Raw genomic sequence first — 17,342 nt, 5'->3', positions numbered from 1 at the left:
CCGGCCGCCGGGCCGTACCTGGCCCGGCGGCCCCCACGTATCCCGTACGAGAACCGAGGAGCGCAGCACGTATGACGGCGGTGGACGTCCCCCAGCTGGTGGCCCAGGCGCGTGAGGGCAGGCCGAGAGCGGTGGCCCGGCTGATCTCGCTGGTCGAGGGGGCGTCCCCGCAGCTGCGCGAGGTGATGGCCGCGCTGGCCCCGCTGACGGGCGGGGCGTACGTGGTGGGCCTGACCGGGTCGCCGGGCGTCGGCAAGTCGACGTCGACCTCGGCGCTGGTGTCCGCGTACCGCCGGGCGGGCAAGCGCGTGGGCGTCCTCGCCGTCGACCCGTCCTCGCCCTTCTCGGGCGGGGCGCTGCTCGGCGACCGCGTGCGGATGTCGGACCACGCCTCCGACCCGGGGGTCTACATCCGCTCCATGGCCACCCGCGGCCACCTGGGCGGTCTCGCGTGGGCTGCGCCGCAGGCGATCCGGGTCCTGGACGCGGCCGGCTGCGACGTGATCCTCGTCGAGACGGTCGGGGTCGGGCAGTCGGAGGTGGAGATCGCCTCGCAGGCCGACACCTCGGTGGTGCTGCTGGCCCCCGGGATGGGCGACGGGATCCAGGCCGCGAAGGCGGGCATCCTGGAGATCGGCGACGTGTACGTGGTCAACAAGGCCGACCGGGACGGCGCGGACGCGACCGCCCGGGAGCTGAACCACATGCTGGGGCTGGGCGAGGCGCGCGGCCGGGACGACTGGCGGCCGCCGATCGTGAAGACGGTCGCGGCCCGCGGCCAGGGCATCGACGAGGTCGTCGAGGCGCTGGAGAAGCACCGGGCGTGGATGGACGAGCGCGGAGTGCTGGCCGAGCGGCGCGCGGCCCGGGCCGCGCGGGAGGTCGAGACGATCGCGGTGACGGCGCTGCGGGCGCGGATGGCGGACGTCCACGGCGACGCCCACCTCGGCGCGCTGGCCGCCAGGGTCGCCGAGGGCGACCTGGACCCGTACGCGGCCGCCGACGCCCTCCTGGCGACCCTCACGGAGGCCTGACGCCCGCCGCCCGCCGCCCGCCGCCTCCGGCGAGGTCGACGGGGCGGGTCCGGCGGCTGCGCGGCGTGCTTCAGCCGTCCGCGCCACCCGCCGCGGGCCGTCGGACGGTGGCCCGGTCCCTTTCGCCGCCGGGCGCCCTCCGGCGAGGTCGACGGGGCGGTCCGGCGGCTGCGCGGCGTGCTTCAGCCGTCCGCGCCACCCGCCGCGGGCCGTCGGACGGTGGCCCGGTCCCTTTCGCCGCCGGGCGCCCTCCGGCGAGGTCGACGGGGCGGTCCGGCGGCTGCGCGGCGTGCTTCAGCCGTCCGCGCCACCCGCCGCGGGCCGTCGGACGGTGGCCCGGTCCCTTTCGCCGCTGAGCCGTGCGGGCCCGTCGGGCGGGGCTGGCCCGTCGCGCGAGGGGCCGTACGGTGTGCCGGGGCTTCACCGGCCCCTGCGTCGCGGGCCCGCGACGCCGGGGCACGGGTCCCGCAGCCCGGGCCCGCCCGCGCACGGCAGGAGGGCTCGGCGGGACCTGCTCGGGCCGGCCATGGCGCTCACGCGTGCTCGGCGGCGGCCGGCAGCGGGCGCTCACCGCCCCGGTCCGGTCCGCCGCCCCGCCGGGGGCGCCGAGCGCCCGGCTCAGACCTTGCCGCGGGTGCCGCGCAGGTGCTCCGCGACCGGGGTCAGCGAGGCGCGCAGCGCCGCCAGGGCCTCCGGCGACAGCAGGTCGATGAAGTGCTGGCGGACGGACGCCACGTGGTGCGGGGCGACCTTCCGCATCGTCTCCATGCCCTCGTCCGTGAGCACCGCGTACAGGCCGCGGCGGTCGGACTCGCAGTTGACCCGGCGGACCAGGCCCGCCGTCTCCATGCGCGTGATCTGGTGCGACAGCCGGCTCTTCGACTGCAGGGTGGCGGTCGCGAGGTCGCTCATGCGCATCCGGTGGTCCTGCGACTCCGAGAGGTTCACGAGGATCTCGTAGTCGTTGTTGGTGAGCCCGAAGGGCTGGAGATCCTTTTCCAGCTGGTGCATAAGGAGCCGGCTGACGTCCAGGTGGGTGCGCCAGGCGCACTGCTCCGCGTCGGTCAGCCAGCGCGTGGCCGTCTCGGTCTCCATGGTCTCCATGAATGAACTCTACCTAAAAAGTTGAATTGCGTACAAAGGTTGGAGGTCCCGGCCGTCACAGTCCGAAGCGGCGCTGGAGGTCACCCAGCTGCCCGGGCATCCGCGGCACACCGATCTGCCCCAGCGGCCCCTGGCCGGCACCTGGCACGCCCTGCGCGTCGCCCGTGGCCGCCCCGGCGCCCACCGCGCCGACCGACTGCTCCGCCATCAGCATCTCCGAGGACTGAAGGAGCACCGTTCCGGCTCCGACGAACTCGAACTGGTGCTCCTCGCCCGAGGTGCCCCCGACGCCGGTCAGCGAGCGCAGTCCGCCCATCACGCCGGACATGTAGCCGTGATCGTAATGGTGACAGGGAGACGGGCAGTCCGCCCATCCGACGAGCGCCTGCGGGTCCACGCGCAGCGGCGGCTCCATGAACACCACCGGCCCGTTGGAGGCCGCCACGAACTTCCCGGTCCCGATCAGTGTCAGGAAGCCCGGGACGATGGACTGCTTCAGGGCGAGCGAGGGCTGGTACGCCAGCAGGTTGCCCGACCGGATCGTCAGGTTGCCGTTGTCCAGGTCGTACGAGTTCACGTCGAAGGCCCGGTCGGCCAGCAGCATCTTGCCCTGGCCCTCGGCCACGACCCAGTCGCTGGCGTGCAGCGGGGAGTGGAAGCTGGTGCGCAGTAGCCGGTCGAAGCGGCCGTTGCCGATGCCGTTGAACTCGATGCGCCCGTAGTACGAGATCATCTTGCCCTTCTGCAGGAACCACTGGCTCCCCTTGAGCTCCACGCAGAAGGTGTACGCGTTCACGTTGTCGTCGGAGGGCAGCGTGTACGGGTCGAAGACCGTCGGGCCGCTGGGTCCGCCCATCACGGGGCCAAAGTTCACAGCTTCTCCTCGGAGGCCTGTACGTACACCGCGCCCTGACCGGACAGTTCCAGCTGGAACGCCTCGCCCGAGCCGCGCCCCACCATGTCCCGCCAGCCGAGGGCGGTGGAGAGCTTGTTCCTGACGTCCCCGTGGTGGGCCACGTAGGCCTGGGGGTCCACGTGGACGGGCCGGTTCGGGGTGATGGGGAGTTCGATGACCCCGCCGTGGGCCATCACGGCGACCGAGCCGTGGCCCTTGAGAGTGGTGGTGAACAGGCCCTGGCCGGTCACCTGGCCGCGGACCATGCCCATGACCCCGCCCTGCGAGCCCATGAACATGGTGCCCTGCTGGAGGGTCCCGTCGAAGGCGAGCAGCCGGTCGGCCTCGACGTAGAGGGTCTCGCCGGCCAGGTTGATCACCTGGATGTGGTGGCCGCCGTGGCCGAACATCACGGTGCCGCTGCCCTCGACCGTCATCAGCGGGGTCTGCTCGTTCGCCACGCGGCGCCCGATCATGCTCATGACCCCGCCCTGACCGCCCGTCAGGCTCGGGGTGAAGGAGACGTCGCCGCGGTAGGCGAGCATCGCTCCGCGCTGGCTGAACATCCTCTGGCCCGGGACGACCTGGGCCTCGACCATCTTCGAGTTGATCTCGCGGAACGGCATCAGACGTCGCCCCCGATGGTGTTGCGCTCGCTGGGCTGCACGTAGACCAGGCCCTCGCCCTCGAAGCGGATCTGGAACGCCTCGCCGGAGCCCTCGCCCATGAACGTGCGGAACGTCACACCGGACTGGAAGGACTGCTGGAGGTTTCCGGTGTGCGCAATGTACGCCCCCGGGTCGACGGACAGCGGGTACTGGGCGCTCACGCGCAGCACCACGGCCGGACCGTCGGAGAGGATCGCGGCCTGGCCCGATCCCTCGACCGTCGTGGTGAAGAGGCCGTTGCCCGTCGAGGCGCCCCGCAGCCCGGTGAAGCTGGTGCCGGTGCGCAGTCCGGCGTCGGTGCACAGCAGGTTGCTGGACTCGACGTAGAGCTTCTCGCCGCGCAGATCGACCAGATTGATCTCACTCGCGCGGTCGGCGAAGAAGCAGGTGCCGTGTCCCTGTACCTCCATCACCGTCATCTGTTCGCCGGTCAGCCGGCGGGTCACCATGCCGCGGAGGCCTTCGCCACCGCCGGTCATCTTCTTGAAGGCCATCTGCCCGTCGTACGCGACCATGGAGCCGTTCTTCGCTTTCACGGCGTCCCCGGTCAGGTCGACGGCCAGCACCTTGCTGCCTTGGAGTCGGAACTGAGCCACGGGGAGACGTTATCGGCAGCGGGCGGACCCGAACAGAGTCCCGTGGCCTGATATATGACACACCCGGGCGTTTGGGAGCGTTCCCGGTCCCTCCCGGCGGGGGCCGGGCGGCGGGGCCGGGTCAAGATCCCGTAAAGCGGCTGAGACACTGGAGGCGACCCTGGCCTCCACCCCCGAAGGTTCCACGTGGACATCAAGACCGCCTCCGCCCTGCACCGCCTGCGCCTCGTCTCCGTCCCGGAGGCGCTGTCGTTCCCGGCCCTGCTGATCTTCGGCTCGCTGCTGAGCCGGATCTCGGACATCGACTACCTGCTGCTGCCGCTGGGCCTTCTGCACGCGTTCCTGTTCATGGTCTACTCGGTGCTGCTGCTGGACGTGTGGTACAAGGCGAAGTGGCCCTTCAAGAAGGTCCTGTTCTTCTTCGTCCTCTCGGTGGTGCCCCTGGGCGGCCTCTACGGCGACAAGCTGCTCAAGCGCGAAGAGGCCGACAGCGTGGTCGCGGCCCGTGCCCGCGAGGCGGCCCAGGCGTGATCGTCGCGTTCTCGGTGACCCCGCTCGGGGTCGGCGAAGAGGTGGGGGAATACGTCGCCGACGCGGTCCGCGTGGTCCGCGAGTCCGGGCTGCCGAACCGCACCGACGCCCTGTTCACCACCGTCGAGGGCGAACGAGAGTACCTCTGAGTACATGGCGAAGCCCCGGCCTGGCCCACTTGCGAAACCAGACCGGGGCGGTGTCCCCCCTCTGCCGCCTCGCGCCGCCGCGATCACGGTAGGGGGCGGAACCTTCGGGCTACCGGCCCACGTCGCACCGGGGACAACGGCACGGGGGCCACGCGGCGGAGACCAGCGGCGGCAACTCCTCGGAGCTGTGTACCGCCCTCTGCGGGCCGTACGTCCGTCCGCCGTCCCGGGAGACCCGCAAGGTGAGTAACACCTCTCCGTCAGCCGCTCGGGGCCTCATTCGGATGCTCCGGGGCACTCGGCGTGGCGGTAGACGACAACGGGCGGCTCTGACGACCGGGCCAGCGTCCCCCGGCGGACTTTCTCCAGGGACTGGATCGGCCGCAGGCACGCCGGGCACTGCTCGCCTTTCGGTGCGTAGGTCGTGTACTCCCACTGACGTGCGTCGGTCGCGTTGCTGGTCGCCATCTCTCGCCGTCCCCTCGGGTCCGCTCGCTCACTGGATCGTCCCGCCGGTCGGACAGCACCGCATAGTGAGATCCGTAGTGGCAACCTGCGCCGGCATGGGGAAACGGCTCCGTCCAGTGGCATTGGTAGTGGCACGCTGAAGCCATGGAACTCGGGGAGCTGATCAGGGATCTCCGCAAGGCTCGCGGCTTGAGCCAGGGGCGGTTAGCGTCAGCGATCAACGCGGCGTACGGCACGACGCTGACGCGGGAGTACGTGAGCAACTGGGAGCGTTCCAAGGTCACGCCCGGTGCGTTCTACCTTGCCGCGCTCTCCGCCACGCTCGACGTGCCCCTAGCTGTCCTGGAAGGTCAAGTGGATCGACGCGAGTTCCTTACCGACGTTGCCGGGGCAGCCATAGCTCCTGTCGTCGCCTCAGACCTGCTCAGCGCGGGATTCGCCGCCCGTCTGTCCGGGGGGCCGTCAGTGGACGCGTGGGAGGCCAAGTTGACGACGTACGGAACCGAGTACATGAGCCTGGGCGCTGCCGACATTCAGCGGCGTGTCAGCGCGGAACTGGTCACCGTGCAACAGCAACTCGACGATCCCCGGTTGTGGTCCGTCGCTGCCCGGCTGATGACCTTGTACGCGAAGACCTTCCCGGGGTCGGACGGCGCCAAGGCCGTGCACTGGTACCGGATGGCGGCCAAGGCAGCCGATGAGTCTGGCGACGATGACGTACGCGTGTGGGTGCGGGGACGGGCCGCTATCGCCCTCGGGTACGAGGGGGCCGCGCTGGGCGTTGCCGACGTGTTGGCCGATCAGGCGATAGCCATAAGCGACAGACCGTCGCTCGGACTCCTGAACGCCATCTTCGGCAAGGCGCACGCGGCGGCGCTCCGAGGGGATCACGCCACGGCGCGGAGGCTGCTCACCGATGGCCGGCGCGTCTTCGACCAGGCCGGATCGCACGAACAGACCTCGGACTATGCCGTCCCGTGGTGGCGGGTCAACGTGTTCGTCTCCCTACTCGCCGCCAGACTGGGAGACGAAGCAACGGCCGTCGCGGCTCAGGAGGCGGCACGGACCGAACTACCGTCCACCCTGCCTCGCTTCGCGACCCACCTAGAGATGCACCGGGGGCTCATGCTGGCCCGGTCCGGTGACGTGTCCGGCGGAACCGCCTACGCACGCACAGCGCTGGACGCCCTGCCGCCGGAAAAGCACTCCCTGACTCTCCGCCTCCTGATGTCAGAGGTCGAACAGTCCTGATCCCCTGGTGGCAGTTCAGCGACATGTGAGGGTGAGGAAACCCACTCACACCCAGCGCGCACGTTCCGAACTCGGGCCGGGATCGCCGGAGGGTACTTCGGCTGAACTTCAGCGGGGCAGGAGCCGTGGGTCGGCCGTCAGGATGTACTCGCTGAGGAGTGCACGGTCATGGAAGACGGAGTGCAGGAGGGCGGCCAGGTCCGTGAGGGCCTTCAGGTCGGCACTTGTTACCACAAAGGTGCTGGCCTCTGATCCGAAGTGGAGCTTGTCGACACTTTCGGGCATGCGGGAGCGGACCAGTGACTCGGCGAGGCCCTCCCAGCCATGGCCGTGGCTCTCGGCGACCTGCTCCATGTCGCCGTCGATGAGGTAGAGGCAGTGGGAGGGATCGGATTCGCTGCCTTCGTCCAGGCGAAACGGGGCCAGGGCTGATGCGCGGGTCATGTGGCGATGGTAAGGACGGCCGCGCCCCGACGCCCGGCCAGGTGGATTGCTGGGCTGAGCATCCGGCATCGACCCACCCTGGCGGAGCTGGATCGTCGCCGTGGCGAGGTTGTCCTCCGAGAGGGCGTGCAGGGGCAGACTGTCGGGTGCGGTCATCGTGCTGATCTGCTTCGAGGCTTCGAACACTTCGAAGATCAGCCGGTGGCCGTTCGTCTATGCGGGCACCCACCCGAACCCCGGCACAAACCCCCGGAACAGGTGCAACCCGTACACCACTTCCCAGGACGCAACCTAACCGGAGTGCGGCCGAGGGGAGCGGGGGCGGGCCGGGGTGTCCCCGCAGGACGAGGCGCGACCAAGGCTCCCGGCCGGGACAAGCAGTCCGCGCCGAGCCGAGGAGACACCCCGGACCGTCCCCGCTCCCCGACCCCGCCGGACATCCCGAACCGGAGCCAGAGCCGGAACCGCTGAGCACGCCCGCAGGGCAGACCGCTCCCCGACCCCGACCGGGCGAAGCCAGAGCCGGACCACCGAGCACGCCCGTAGGGCAGACCGCACCCCGACACCCGGCGAAGCCAAAGCCCAACCGCCGAGCACGCCCGCAGGGCACCCGCGAAGCCAAGGCCCAACCGCCGAGCAACCCCGCAGGGGCAAGGGCAAGGTTGAGCGATCGCTCAAATTAGCCTAGGGTCCGGGTTGAGCGATCGCTCAAAACGCGGGAACGGGGGTGGCCATGGGCCTGTACGTCGAGACGTTCGTCCGGGCCGGGATGGACGAGCTGTGGGAACGCAGCCAGGATCCGGCCCGGCACCAGCGGTGGGACCTGAGGTTCACCTCCATCCACTACCTCCCGCGGTCCGAGGGCGAGCCGCAGCGGTTCCGGTACGCGACCCGCGTACTGCCCTTCGTCTCCGTCGACGGGACCGGCGTCTCCGCGGGGGAGCGCCGCCGGCCCGACGGGACGAGGGTGTCGGCCCTGCGGTTCGCCTCGGACCACCCGCTCTCGCTGCTCGCCGAGGGCAGCGGCTACTGGCGCTACGTCCCGGACGGCGACGGCATCCGCTTCCTCACCGGCTACGACTACCGGCCCCGCTGGGGCCGCTTCGGGGCCCTCGCCGACCGGTTCGTCCTGCGGCCGCTCATGGGCTGGGCCACCGCCTGGTCCTTCGACAGGCTGCGGCTGTGGTGCGAACGCGGAACCCCGCCGGGCCTCGCCCTCGCCCGGGCGGCGGCCGAGTGCGCGCTGCGCGCCCTGCTGTCCGCGGCCGCCCTGCTGTACGCCCCCGTGGCCGTGGCCCTGCTCGTCCTGGCCGCGGCGGTGCTGCTGCCGCCCCTGCCGGGCACCCCGGCCGCCCGCCGCTGCCTGCGCACCCCGCCCGGTCGCACCCCGGTCGCGGCCCCTCGTCTGCTCAGCACCCTGGAGCCGTCATGACCTCCATCTTCCGGGCCCACATGGGCGCCGACTTCGACCGTCTGCACCCGCAGATCCAGCGCCGGTTCTCGGTCGGGCTGGAGAGCGGGGAGGGCTGCGTCGGCAGCGGCACGATGGACCGGATCTGGCACGGCGGCAGCTTCGTGAAGCCCTTCCTCCGGCTCGGCGGGATGCGCAACATCCTGGTGCCGCGCGAGGGCCGCGACGTCCCCTTCGTCATCGAGAACCTCCCCTACCTCGACTCCTTCGGGCGCGAGACCGTCACCTTCGTGCGGACCTTCCGGCTGCCCGACAGGCCGCACCGGTTCGACGCCACGATGGTCCACAGCCCCGAGCGCGACTGCGTCCTCGACTACCTGGGCACGCACCAGCACCTCGCCAGCGACCTGCACATGAGTGCCGAACCGGACGGCTCGCTGCTCATCCGCTCCGGCGAACACCGCTTCCGCGAGGGGCCCGTCGACGTCCGCGTCCCCGACCTCATCGGCGGTGACGCCGAGGTGCGCGAGTCCTTCGACGACGCCACCGGCCGGTTCCGGATCCGGGTGCGCGTGGTCAACCGCCGCTTCGGGCCGCTCTTCGGGTACGAGGGATCCTTCACCGCGCGGTACGTCGACGCCCGGGAACGGTGGGCGACCGGGCTCTGCGGCGACCTGCGGCCGGTCCGCGAGGAGGCCCGGGCGTGAGTGCGGCCACCAAGGAGAAGCTCCTCGAAGGGGCCCTGCGCACGCTCGTCGAGCAGGGTGTCGCCAAGGCCTCGGCCCGCACCATCGCGGCCACCGCCGGGGTCGGTCAGGGCCTGATCTTCTACCACTTCGGCTCCGTCGACGAACTGCTCGCCGCCGCCTGCCGGTACGGGGCCGAGCAGCGGGTGGCCCGCTACCGCGACCGGCTCTCCGCACTGGGCGGCCTCACCGAACTGGTCGCATTCGCACGCGTCATGCACGCCGAGGAGCGGGAGGCGGGCCACGTCGCCATGCTCGGGCAGCTGCTGGCCGCCGGGCCGAACTCGCCCGCCCTCGCGGCCGCCACCGCCGACGGACTCGGCCTGTGGATCGAGGAGCTGGAGGCGGTGCTCACCCGGCTGCTCGCGGCGACCCCCCTGGAAGGGTTCGCCGACCCCGCGGGGCTCGCCCGGGCCACCGCCGCCTCCTTCGTCGGCATCGAGCTGTACGAGGCGGTGGACCCCAAGGGCGCCGGCCGCGCGTTCGACGCCCTGGAGCAGCTCGCCGGACTGGCCGCGGTACTGGAGGGGCTGGGCCCCCTGAGCCAGCGCGCGGTCCGCCACGGCCTGCGCCGCGGCACCCGCACCTGACGCCCCTGGGCCTACGGGGTGTCCCGCGCGCGGCGGGCCAGGCCGAGAGCCTGCTCGGGCCACCAGGTACCGGCCGCCGGGCCGCCGCGGCAGGTCCCGTCGGACTCGCCCGGCCGCTTCACCCAGAGGTACGCGTCGACGAGCGGGTCCCCGGTCCGGTCGGTCGGCGGTGTGCCGAGGGCGCGGCCCGGCGGGTTGCAGGAGGCCTGCTCACGGTCGCCCGGCAGCGGTCCCGCGCCGTTGCGGCCGGTGTCGACGACGAAGTGCCTGCCGCCGACGGCCCGGGAGAGCTCGGCGCCGTAGGCCCGGACGGACGCGTCCGGCTGGAAACCGGAGACGTTGAGGGCGAAGCCGTCGGCGCGGTCGAGGCCCGCCTCGTGGAGGGGGCCGGCGAGGTCCGACGGGTCCCGGATCCATGCCGGACCGCCCGCGTCCAGATAGACCTTCGTGTTGCGGTTCTTCTTGAGGCGGTCGACGGCCTCGGAGAGCAGCCGGTAGCGCTCGGCGCGGTGCTCGGCGCGTACGCAGCCGTCGACGATGTGCGCGACGGCGTGCGGCTCCAGCACGACGAGGGCCCTGGCGTCGCCGATGGCATCGGCGAAGGCCCCGATCCAGCGGCCGTAGGCCCGGGCGTCGGGGGCGCCCCCGGCCGGTTGTTTCCCGCAGTCGCGGTGCGGGAGGTTGTGCGCGGCGAGCAGCAGGGTCCGCCCGGCGGCCTTCGCCGCGGCGCGGGCCCGGCGGATCCCGGGGCCGGGATCGCCCGGCCGCCCCCACAGCGCGACCGGCCGCTCGGCGATCCGGCGCAGCACCTGGGCGTCGTCGTAGCGGCCCGTCGCCTCCCACGCCGTGACCTGCCGGGCGGCCTCGCTGCCCGGGTCCACCCAGAAAGCGGACTCGCCGTCGGTGGCGGCCGGGGCGGGGGCCCCGGGAGCCGCGGCGGGGCCCGGGGGACCGGGTTGCGGTGCGGAGCTGCAGGCGGTGGCCGCCGCGAGGAGCAGGAGGAGGCCGAGGACTGCGGCGGGCCGGGCGGCGACGGGTGGCATCCGGTTTCCTCGCGACGAAGGGCCGGGCGGCGGACATAACGCCGCATGACCGGAATATGGTGACATGACGGATAGTCGGCTCGACCGCGCGACACCGCTCCGCGACACCGCTCACGCGGCCCCGCCCGCGCCCGCCGGCCCGTCGTCACCGGGGCCGGAGTGCTCGGCACCGCCGTCGTCCTGGCGCTCCTGGTCGAACTCCGTTCCGCCGTGCGGCAGGAGGAGCGACTGAGGGATGAGACGGCCCCCGCCGGGAAATGACCTCCCGGTAGGGTCGGAAGCGTGCCCAAGCCGCTCAGCCTTCCCTTCGACCCCATCGCCCGCGCCGACGAGCTCTGGCAGCAGCGCTGGGGTCCCGTGCCCTCGATGGCCGCGATCACCTCGATCATGCGCGCCCACCAGATCCTGCTCGGCGAGGTCGACGCCGTCGTCAAGCCCTACGGGCTGACCTTCGCGCGCTACGAGGCGCTGGTGCTGCTCACCTTCTCCAAGGCGGGTGAACTGCCGATGTCGAAGATCGGCGAGAGGCTGATGGTCCACCCGACATCGGTGACCAACACCGTGGACCGGCTGGTGAGGTCCGGGCTGGTCGCCAAGCGACCCAACCCGAACGACGGCCGCGGCACCCTCGCCTCCATCACGGAGAAGGGCCGGGAGGTCGTCGAGGCGGCCACGAAGGACCTGATGGCCGTCGACTTCGGCCTCGGCGCGTACGACGCCGAGGAGTGCGGGGAGATCTTCGCCCTGCTCCGTCCGCTGCGGGTGGCCGCCGCGGACTTCGAGGAGTCCTGAGGGCCCCGCCCGCCCGGTCCGCGATCACGGGGCCGAGTCAAGATCGAGCAAAACGGACGGTTAGGCTCGTCCGCATGAAACGAAGCGTGCTGACCCGCTACCGCGTCATGGCCTACGTGACCGCGGTCATGCTCCTGATCCTCTGCGCCTGCATGGTGGCGAAGTACGGCTTCGACACCGGTGCCGATCTCACCTTCGTGGTGTCGCAGACGCACGGTGTGCTCTTCATGATCTACCTCGTCTTCGCCTTCGACCTGGGCTCCAAGGCGAAGTGGCCCTTCGGCAAGCTGCTCTGGGTGCTGGTGTCGGGCACGATCCCGCTGGCGGCCTTCTTCGTCGAGCGGGGGATCCGCGCCGAGGTGGAGCCGCTGATCAGCGACCCGCTCGCGACCGCGAAGGCCTGACGGCGAGGCGAGCGTCACTCACCCCCGGGACGACTCCCGGGGGTTTCCCATCGACATTTACTAGGACGTCCTAGTAAATTCGTGGGTATGGACGCTGACGCCATCGAGGAGGGCCGCCGCCGCTGGCAGGCCCGTTATGACAAGGCCCGCAAGCGCGAGGCGGACTTCACCACGCTCTCCGGCGACGAGGTCGAACCGGTCTACGGGCCCCGCCCCGGCGACACCTACGAGGGCTTCGAGCGGATCGGCTGGCCGGGGGAGTACCCGTACACGCGCGGCCTGCACGCCACCGGCTACCGCGGTCGGACCTGGACCATCCGCCAGTTCGCCGGCTTCGGGAACGCCGAGCAGACGAACGAGCGCTACAAGATGATCCTGGCCGCCGGCGGCGGCGGGCTCTCCGTCGCCTTCGACATGCCGACCCTCATGGGGCGCGACTCCGACGACCCCCGCTCCCTCGGCGAGGTGGGCCACTGCGGCGTCGCGATCGACTCCGCCGCCGACATGGAGGTCCTCTTCAAGGACATCCCCCTCGGCGACGTCACGACCTCCATGACGATCTCGGGCCCCGCCGTACCCGCCTTCTGCATGTACCTGGTCGCCGCCGAGCGTCAGGGCGTGGACCCCGCCGTCCTGAACGGCACGCTCCAGACGGACATCTTCAAGGAGTACATCGCCCAGAAGGAGTGGCTCTTCGAACCGGAGCCGCACCTGCGCCTCATCGGCGACCTCATGGAGTACTGCGCGAAGGGCATCCCCGCCTACAAGCCGCTGTCCGTCTCCGGCTACCACATCCGCGAGGCCGGGGCCACGGCCGCGCAGGAACTCGCCTACACCCTCGCCGACGGCTTCGGCTACGTGGAGCTCGGGCTCTCCCGAGGCCTGGACGTGGACCACTTCGCCTCCGGTCTCTCCTTCTTCTTCGACGCGCACCTCGACTTCTTCGAGGAGATCGCCAAGTTCCGCGCCGCCCGCCGGATCTGGGCGCGCTGGATGAAGGAGGTCTACGGAGCCAAGAGCGAGAAGTCGATGTGGCTGCGCTTCCACACGCAGACCGCCGGCGTCTCGCTGACCGCCCAGCAGCCGTACAACAACGTCGTGCGCACCGCGGTGGAGGCCCTCGCGGCCGTCCTCGGCGGCACCAACTCCCTGCACACCAACGCCCTCGACGAGACCCTCGCGCTGCCGAGCGAGCAGGCCGCCGAGATCGCCCTGCGCACCCAGCAGGTGCTGATGGAGGAGACCGGCGTCGCCAATGTGGCGGACCCGCTGGGCGGCTCCTGGTTCGTGGAGCAGCTCACCGACCGCATCGAGGCCGACGCCGAGCGGATCTTCGAGCAGATCAAGGAGCGCGGCCTGCGCGCCCACCCCGACGGGCAGCACCCCATCGGGCCGATCACCTCGGGCATCCTGCGCGGCATCGAGGACGGCTGGTTCACGGGCGAGATCGCCGAGTCGGCCTTCCAGTACCAGCGCTCGCTGGAGAAGGGCGACAAGCGGGTCGTCGGAGTCAACGTCCACCACGGGTCGGTGACCGGTGACCTGGAGATCCTGCGGGTCAGCCACGAGGTGGAGCGCGAGCAGGTCCGCGTCCTCGCCGACCGCAAGGCCCGCCGCGACGACGCCAAGGTGGCCGCGTCCCTGAAGGCCATGCTGGACGCCGCCCGGGACGGGTCGAACATGATCCCCGCCATGCTGGACGCGGTGCGCGCCGAGGCCACGATGGGCGAGATCTGCAACACGCTGCGCGACGAGTGGGGCACCTACACCGAGCCCCCGGGCTTCTGAGGCCGGGTCCCGTCCCGGAAACCACGTGGAAGGCCGGTCGCGGCGCCCATACGGAGGCGCGCGACCGGCCTTCCCGTTTCCGTGCCCGGTGTCGGCGTTCGCGTGGTGAGGCGGACCGGCTGCGGGCCGTACGCGTCCCTCGTGGTGGACTTCGAACCACCCGGCCCGACGGCCGGCGCCGCTTTCGGGGCGCGGACCTTCTGGCGGTGCGGCGGCGGCCGGGCGGGGTCAGGCGGCGGCCGCGCCGCGCAGGCCGTGCATCAGAAGGGCGGTGAAGGCGGCCACCCAGAGCTCGTCCACCGGCTCGGAGCTCACCAGGGCACGGTGCACGACGGTGCCCGCGATCACGTCGAAGATCAGGTCGGTGGTGCTGCCCGCGACGAACTCGTCCGCCTCGTAGGGGAGTTCTCCGCGCGCCTGGGCCCGCTCGCGACCCAGCACGACGAGACGTTTCTGCCGGTCCACGATCGCCGACCGGATCCGGTCGCGCAGGGCCTCGTCCCGGGTGGATTCGGAGACGACCGCCATCAGGGCGGTACGGGCCTCCGGCCGCCGCAGCAGCTCCGCGAAGCGCAGGACGACGTACTCGATGTCGGCTTCCAGGGAGCCCCGGTCCGGCAGTTCGAGCGAGTCGAAGAGCTCCGCGACCGCGTCCACGACCAGCTCGCTCTTGCCCGCCCAGCGCCGGTAGAGGGTGGTCTTGGCGACGCCGGCGCGGGCCGAGACGTCGCCCATCGTCAGCTTCGACCAGCCCAGCTCGACCAGCGCGTCCCGGGTGGCGGCGAGGATGGCGGCGTCCGCGGCCGCGCTGCGGGGGCGACCGGTGCGGCCGGGGCTGGCGTTGCGCATGGCCGAGACCATACCCGCCGGTAGCCAAACGAGCGGCTGTGGTTCAGATCACGGGCACCCCGGGGGCCCGGAGGGCCTCCGGGGGAGTTACGCTACGGCTCGTAGCGTAAGAGCGACAACCACGCGAAGGGCTACAGGCGCCAGGTGGGGACCCGGCGCCGCACAGCAACACGATCGCGACGGACGCGACGGCACGGCCGTGCGGTGACGACGGCACGGCCAATTCGCGCGATCTTTTTCGTCGGCGCGCGCACACGGGGGAGGATGTACGCATGCAGCCCAGAAACATGTCCATGAGCGGCGTCGTCGACCTCGCCGCGGTGAAGGCGGCCGGCGAGGCCAAGGCCAAGGCCGAGCAGGCCCGCGCCGAGGCGGCGCGCCAGGCGAGCCAGGGCGGCGGGACCGCCCCGGCCGCCGGTGCCGTTCCGCCGTCCGCGCTCGTCATCGACGTAGACGAGGCCGGCTTTGAACGTGATGTGCTCCAGCTCTCCGCGGAAGTCCCGGTCGTCCTGGACTTCTGGGCCGAGTGGTGCCAGCCGTGCAAGCAGCTCAGCCCGCTCCTGGAACGCCTGACCGTCGAGGCGAACGGCCGCCTCGTGCTGGCCAAGGTGGACGTCGACGCCAACCAGATGCTGATGCAGCAGTTCCAGATCCAGGGCATCCCGGCCGTGTTCGCCGTGGTCGCAGGTCAGGTGCTGCCGCTCTTCCAGGGCGTCGCCCCCGAGCAGCAGATCCGCGAGACCCTCGCCCAGCTGGTCCAGGTCGCCGAGGAGCGGTTCGGGATCATCGGCATCGAGGTGGACCCGAACGCCGAGGGTGCCGCCGAGGCCGCCCCGGCCGAGGCCCCGGCCGGTCCGCACGACGCACTGCTGGAGGCGGCCGTCGTCGCGCTGGACGCCGGTGACCTGGGCGGCGCGGTGCAGGCGTACAAGAACGTACTCGCGGACGACCCGGGCAACACCGAGGCCAAGCTGGGCCTGGCCCAGGCCGAACTGCTCGCCCGGGTCCAGCACATGAACCCGCAGCAGGTCCGCACCGCCGCGGCCGAGAACCCGCGCGACCCGGCGGCGCAGATCGCCGCGGCCGACCTCGACCTGGTCGGCGGTCACGTGGAGGACGCCTTCGGGCGTCTGGTGGACACCGTGAAGGTCACGTTCGGTGACGACAGGGACGCTGTGCGGCTGCGCCTGCTGGAGCTGTTCGAAGTGATCGGCGCGGACGACCCGAGGGTGACGGCGGCGCGCACGGCGCTCGCGCGGGTGCTCTTCTAGGCGGTCCCCGCGCCCCCGCTCCGGGGTGGCTCGGAGCCCGCTCTCCGTAGCCTTCCGGACGTGGGCGGGCCGCCGCCGATTTGTTGACACGTAGATAAACAGCGGCCGCGCTTTGCCAAAACTTGGCAATCGCGGCCGCTGTTACTCGCAGTAAATCGAACCCTGTGAACTGTCCGGTGTGTTCACCGGTTCGCCGTTTTGTCGTGGCCCTGGGCGGCACCCTGCGTTGCCGACGGACGGTTACGGGCAGCATCCAGGTTATCTGGCCGTTACCCGCCAGTAACGAACCCCCTTGTGCCCCGGCCGGGAATGGACCACGATCGGCGACGCTCGGTCCTTCCCGCAGAGCCGCTCACTCGGAGCCGCGGTGGAGGGTCCCCACCGGGCCGGCCGGTGGCAGTGGCACCGACCGTGGGACAGGGGGGTCTCTGCCGCACCGGCGGGGCCTGTCCTCCAGGTTGCGCGAACGCGTGGCCCAGTGGTTGTCGCTCGGGGGTGAACGCCGGTGTATCGGACGTGGCACGGCCGCGGCCCGGCCGCCTGCGCTCCTTCCCGAGGACGTAGCACTTCTCCCATCCCAGGACGGGCTCTGCCCGGACCGGAGATGTACGTCCGAGAAGGAGGAACGAAATGAGTTCTCAGGTTCGTGGCGGGACCAGATGGAAGCGCTTCGCGCTCGTCATGGTGCCGAGCATCGCGGCCACGGCCGCGGTCGGTGTGGGTCTGGCGCAGGGTGCCCTCGCGGCGTCCTTCAGCGTCTCCGGTCAGGACTTCAAGGTCACGGCCGACAAGCTCGACGGTGACAACCTCATCCAGTACGGCGGCATCGCCGAGGGGCACGACCTCAAGGGCAATGCGCAGCACCACCCGGTGACCATCTCCGGGTTCAGCCACGCCGAGATCACCAACATGTGCCAGTCGCTGGTGACCCCGACCCCGCTGGGCAACATCACGCTGCAGCTGCGCACCGGCCACAAGGGCAAGCCGGCCGTCGCCGACAACATCTACCTCGATGTTGCCGAGCTCGACACCGACGCCGAGTTCAAGAACCTGGACATCGGTGTCGCGGTCGGCGACCCGAGCCACAAGACGAAGCCGCAGGCCGGCACCGTCGCCAGCCCGTACGCGTTCTCGCAGCGCGCGGACAAGGCGATCCTGACGAACGTGCGCCAGAAGGCGTGGGCGACCACCGCCGGCACGTTCAAGCTGCCCGACCTGAAGCTGCGTCTGCTCGGTGGCGACAAGCCGTGCTACCAGGACATCAAGGACTGAACAGGTCCTGGTGACTGACCGGACGGGCGGGCCGCG

18 protein-coding genes and 1 pseudogene are annotated in these 17,342 nt (G+C 71.5%); 12 read left to right on the top strand and 7 right to left on the bottom strand.

Features of this window, described 5'->3' with window-relative positions; translation table 11 throughout:
* Window positions 1-71 precede the first annotated feature (71 nt).
* Complete coding sequence (meaB, locus tag ACIPXC_RS09840) at window positions 72-1,034, top strand: methylmalonyl Co-A mutase-associated GTPase MeaB (RefSeq protein WP_030964224.1); 963 nt, start codon at window positions 72-74, stop codon at window positions 1,032-1,034.
* A gap of 618 nt (window positions 1,035-1,652) precedes the next feature.
* On the opposite strand, the gene ACIPXC_RS09835 is transcribed toward meaB, so the two are convergent.
* From ACIPXC_RS09835 to ACIPXC_RS09820, 4 genes are all read right to left on the bottom strand, one after another.
* The gene (locus ACIPXC_RS09835) at window positions 1,653-2,129 is read right to left on the bottom strand and encodes a MarR family winged helix-turn-helix transcriptional regulator (RefSeq protein WP_401615561.1); all 477 of its coding nucleotides are present in this window, start codon (window positions 2,127-2,129) and stop codon (window positions 1,653-1,655) included.
* A 64-nt stretch (window positions 2,130-2,193) separates the two neighbouring features.
* Window positions 2,194-2,994 carry an AIM24 family protein gene (locus tag ACIPXC_RS09830; protein ID WP_401615559.1) on the bottom strand — a complete coding sequence of 267 codons (801 nt, stop codon included), beginning with the start codon at window positions 2,992-2,994 and terminating at the stop codon, window positions 2,194-2,196.
* Between the two features lie 14 nt (window positions 2,995-3,008).
* Window positions 3,009-3,659: an AIM24 family protein gene (locus tag ACIPXC_RS09825; protein ID WP_401615348.1), complete on the bottom strand. Its 651-nt coding sequence runs from the start codon at window positions 3,657-3,659 to the stop codon at window positions 3,009-3,011.
* Entirely contained in the window at window positions 3,659-4,297 is a 639-nt protein-coding gene (locus tag ACIPXC_RS09820) for an AIM24 family protein (RefSeq protein ID WP_401615346.1), read from the bottom strand. Before ACIPXC_RS09820 ends, ACIPXC_RS09825 begins: the two co-directional genes overlap by 1 nt.
* A 186-nt stretch (window positions 4,298-4,483) precedes the next feature.
* On the opposite strand from ACIPXC_RS09820, the gene ACIPXC_RS09815 reads away from it, so the two are divergent.
* From ACIPXC_RS09815 to ACIPXC_RS09805, 3 genes and pseudogenes are all read left to right on the top strand, one after another.
* Entirely contained in the window at window positions 4,484-4,828 is a 345-nt protein-coding gene (locus ACIPXC_RS09815; protein ID WP_046776190.1) for a DUF3817 domain-containing protein, read from the top strand.
* Window positions 4,825-4,962, top strand: a pseudogene (locus ACIPXC_RS09810) (MTH1187 family thiamine-binding protein); the annotation flags it as partial. The gene ACIPXC_RS09815 and the pseudogene ACIPXC_RS09810, both read left to right, overlap by 4 nt.
* A gap of 627 nt (window positions 4,963-5,589) precedes the next feature.
* Window positions 5,590-6,696, top strand: coding sequence for a helix-turn-helix domain-containing protein (locus tag ACIPXC_RS09805; RefSeq protein WP_401615344.1), 1,107 nt, complete (start codon window positions 5,590-5,592; stop codon window positions 6,694-6,696).
* A 108-nt stretch (window positions 6,697-6,804) separates the two neighbouring features.
* On the opposite strand, the gene ACIPXC_RS09800 is transcribed toward ACIPXC_RS09805, so the two are convergent.
* A complete protein-coding gene (locus ACIPXC_RS09800) occupies window positions 6,805-7,140 on the bottom strand; it encodes an Imm51 family immunity protein (protein WP_401615342.1) in 336 nt (111 codons plus the stop codon).
* Between the two features lie 733 nt (window positions 7,141-7,873).
* On the opposite strand from ACIPXC_RS09800, the gene ACIPXC_RS09795 reads away from it, so the two are divergent.
* From ACIPXC_RS09795 to ACIPXC_RS09785, 3 genes are read left to right on the top strand one after another with little or no spacing between them, the layout of a single operon-like run.
* On the top strand, window positions 7,874-8,572 hold the full coding sequence (locus ACIPXC_RS09795) for a hypothetical protein (protein ID WP_401615558.1): 699 nt from the start codon (window positions 7,874-7,876) through the stop codon (window positions 8,570-8,572).
* Window positions 8,569-9,258, top strand: a complete 690-nt coding sequence (locus ACIPXC_RS09790; protein ID WP_401615340.1) for a DUF4166 domain-containing protein — start codon at window positions 8,569-8,571, stop codon at window positions 9,256-9,258. Before ACIPXC_RS09795 ends, ACIPXC_RS09790 begins: the two co-directional genes overlap by 4 nt.
* Window positions 9,255-9,887, top strand: coding sequence for a TetR/AcrR family transcriptional regulator (locus ACIPXC_RS09785; RefSeq protein ID WP_401615338.1), 633 nt, complete (start codon window positions 9,255-9,257; stop codon window positions 9,885-9,887). Before ACIPXC_RS09790 ends, ACIPXC_RS09785 begins: the two co-directional genes overlap by 4 nt.
* Window positions 9,888-9,898: 11 nt before the next feature.
* Here the strand turns inward: ACIPXC_RS09785 and ACIPXC_RS09780 are convergent, their stop codons facing one another.
* Window positions 9,899-10,930: a glycoside hydrolase family 6 protein gene (locus ACIPXC_RS09780; RefSeq protein WP_401615336.1), complete on the bottom strand. Its 1,032-nt coding sequence runs from the start codon at window positions 10,928-10,930 to the stop codon at window positions 9,899-9,901.
* Between the two features lie 282 nt (window positions 10,931-11,212).
* Between ACIPXC_RS09780 and ACIPXC_RS09775 the strand changes: the two genes are divergently transcribed.
* From ACIPXC_RS09775 to ACIPXC_RS09765, 3 genes are all read left to right on the top strand, one after another.
* Window positions 11,213-11,722: a MarR family winged helix-turn-helix transcriptional regulator gene (locus tag ACIPXC_RS09775; protein WP_030655839.1), complete on the top strand. Its 510-nt coding sequence runs from the start codon at window positions 11,213-11,215 to the stop codon at window positions 11,720-11,722.
* Window positions 11,723-11,796: 74 nt separating this feature from the next.
* Window positions 11,797-12,126, top strand: coding sequence for a DUF3817 domain-containing protein (locus ACIPXC_RS09770; protein ID WP_030031371.1), 330 nt, complete (start codon window positions 11,797-11,799; stop codon window positions 12,124-12,126).
* Window positions 12,127-12,213: 87 nt separating this feature from the next.
* Window positions 12,214-13,914 carry a methylmalonyl-CoA mutase gene (locus ACIPXC_RS09765; protein ID WP_030964206.1) on the top strand — a complete coding sequence of 567 codons (1,701 nt, stop codon included), beginning with the start codon at window positions 12,214-12,216 and terminating at the stop codon, window positions 13,912-13,914.
* A 228-nt stretch (window positions 13,915-14,142) separates the two neighbouring features.
* On the opposite strand, the gene ACIPXC_RS09760 is transcribed toward ACIPXC_RS09765, so the two are convergent.
* Window positions 14,143-14,763, bottom strand: a complete 621-nt coding sequence (locus ACIPXC_RS09760; RefSeq protein ID WP_401615333.1) for a TetR/AcrR family transcriptional regulator — start codon at window positions 14,761-14,763, stop codon at window positions 14,143-14,145.
* A gap of 272 nt (window positions 14,764-15,035) precedes the next feature.
* Here ACIPXC_RS09760 and ACIPXC_RS09755 point away from each other — a divergent pair, with 272 nt between their 5' ends.
* Window positions 15,036-16,034: a tetratricopeptide repeat protein gene (locus ACIPXC_RS09755; protein ID WP_401615331.1), complete on the top strand. Its 999-nt coding sequence runs from the start codon at window positions 15,036-15,038 to the stop codon at window positions 16,032-16,034.
* Between the two features lie 630 nt (window positions 16,035-16,664).
* Window positions 16,665-17,306, top strand: coding sequence for a DUF6230 family protein (locus tag ACIPXC_RS09750; RefSeq protein ID WP_401615329.1), 642 nt, complete (start codon window positions 16,665-16,667; stop codon window positions 17,304-17,306).
* Window positions 17,307-17,342: the final 36 nt, after the last annotated feature.

This window comes from Streptomyces sp. NPDC090021 (genome assembly GCF_044748225.1).
Taxonomy (GTDB): domain Bacteria; phylum Actinomycetota; class Actinomycetes; order Streptomycetales; family Streptomycetaceae; genus Streptomyces.
Note: the sequence above shows the minus strand (reverse complement) of the source record. Positions and strands in the feature narration are given on the sequence as shown.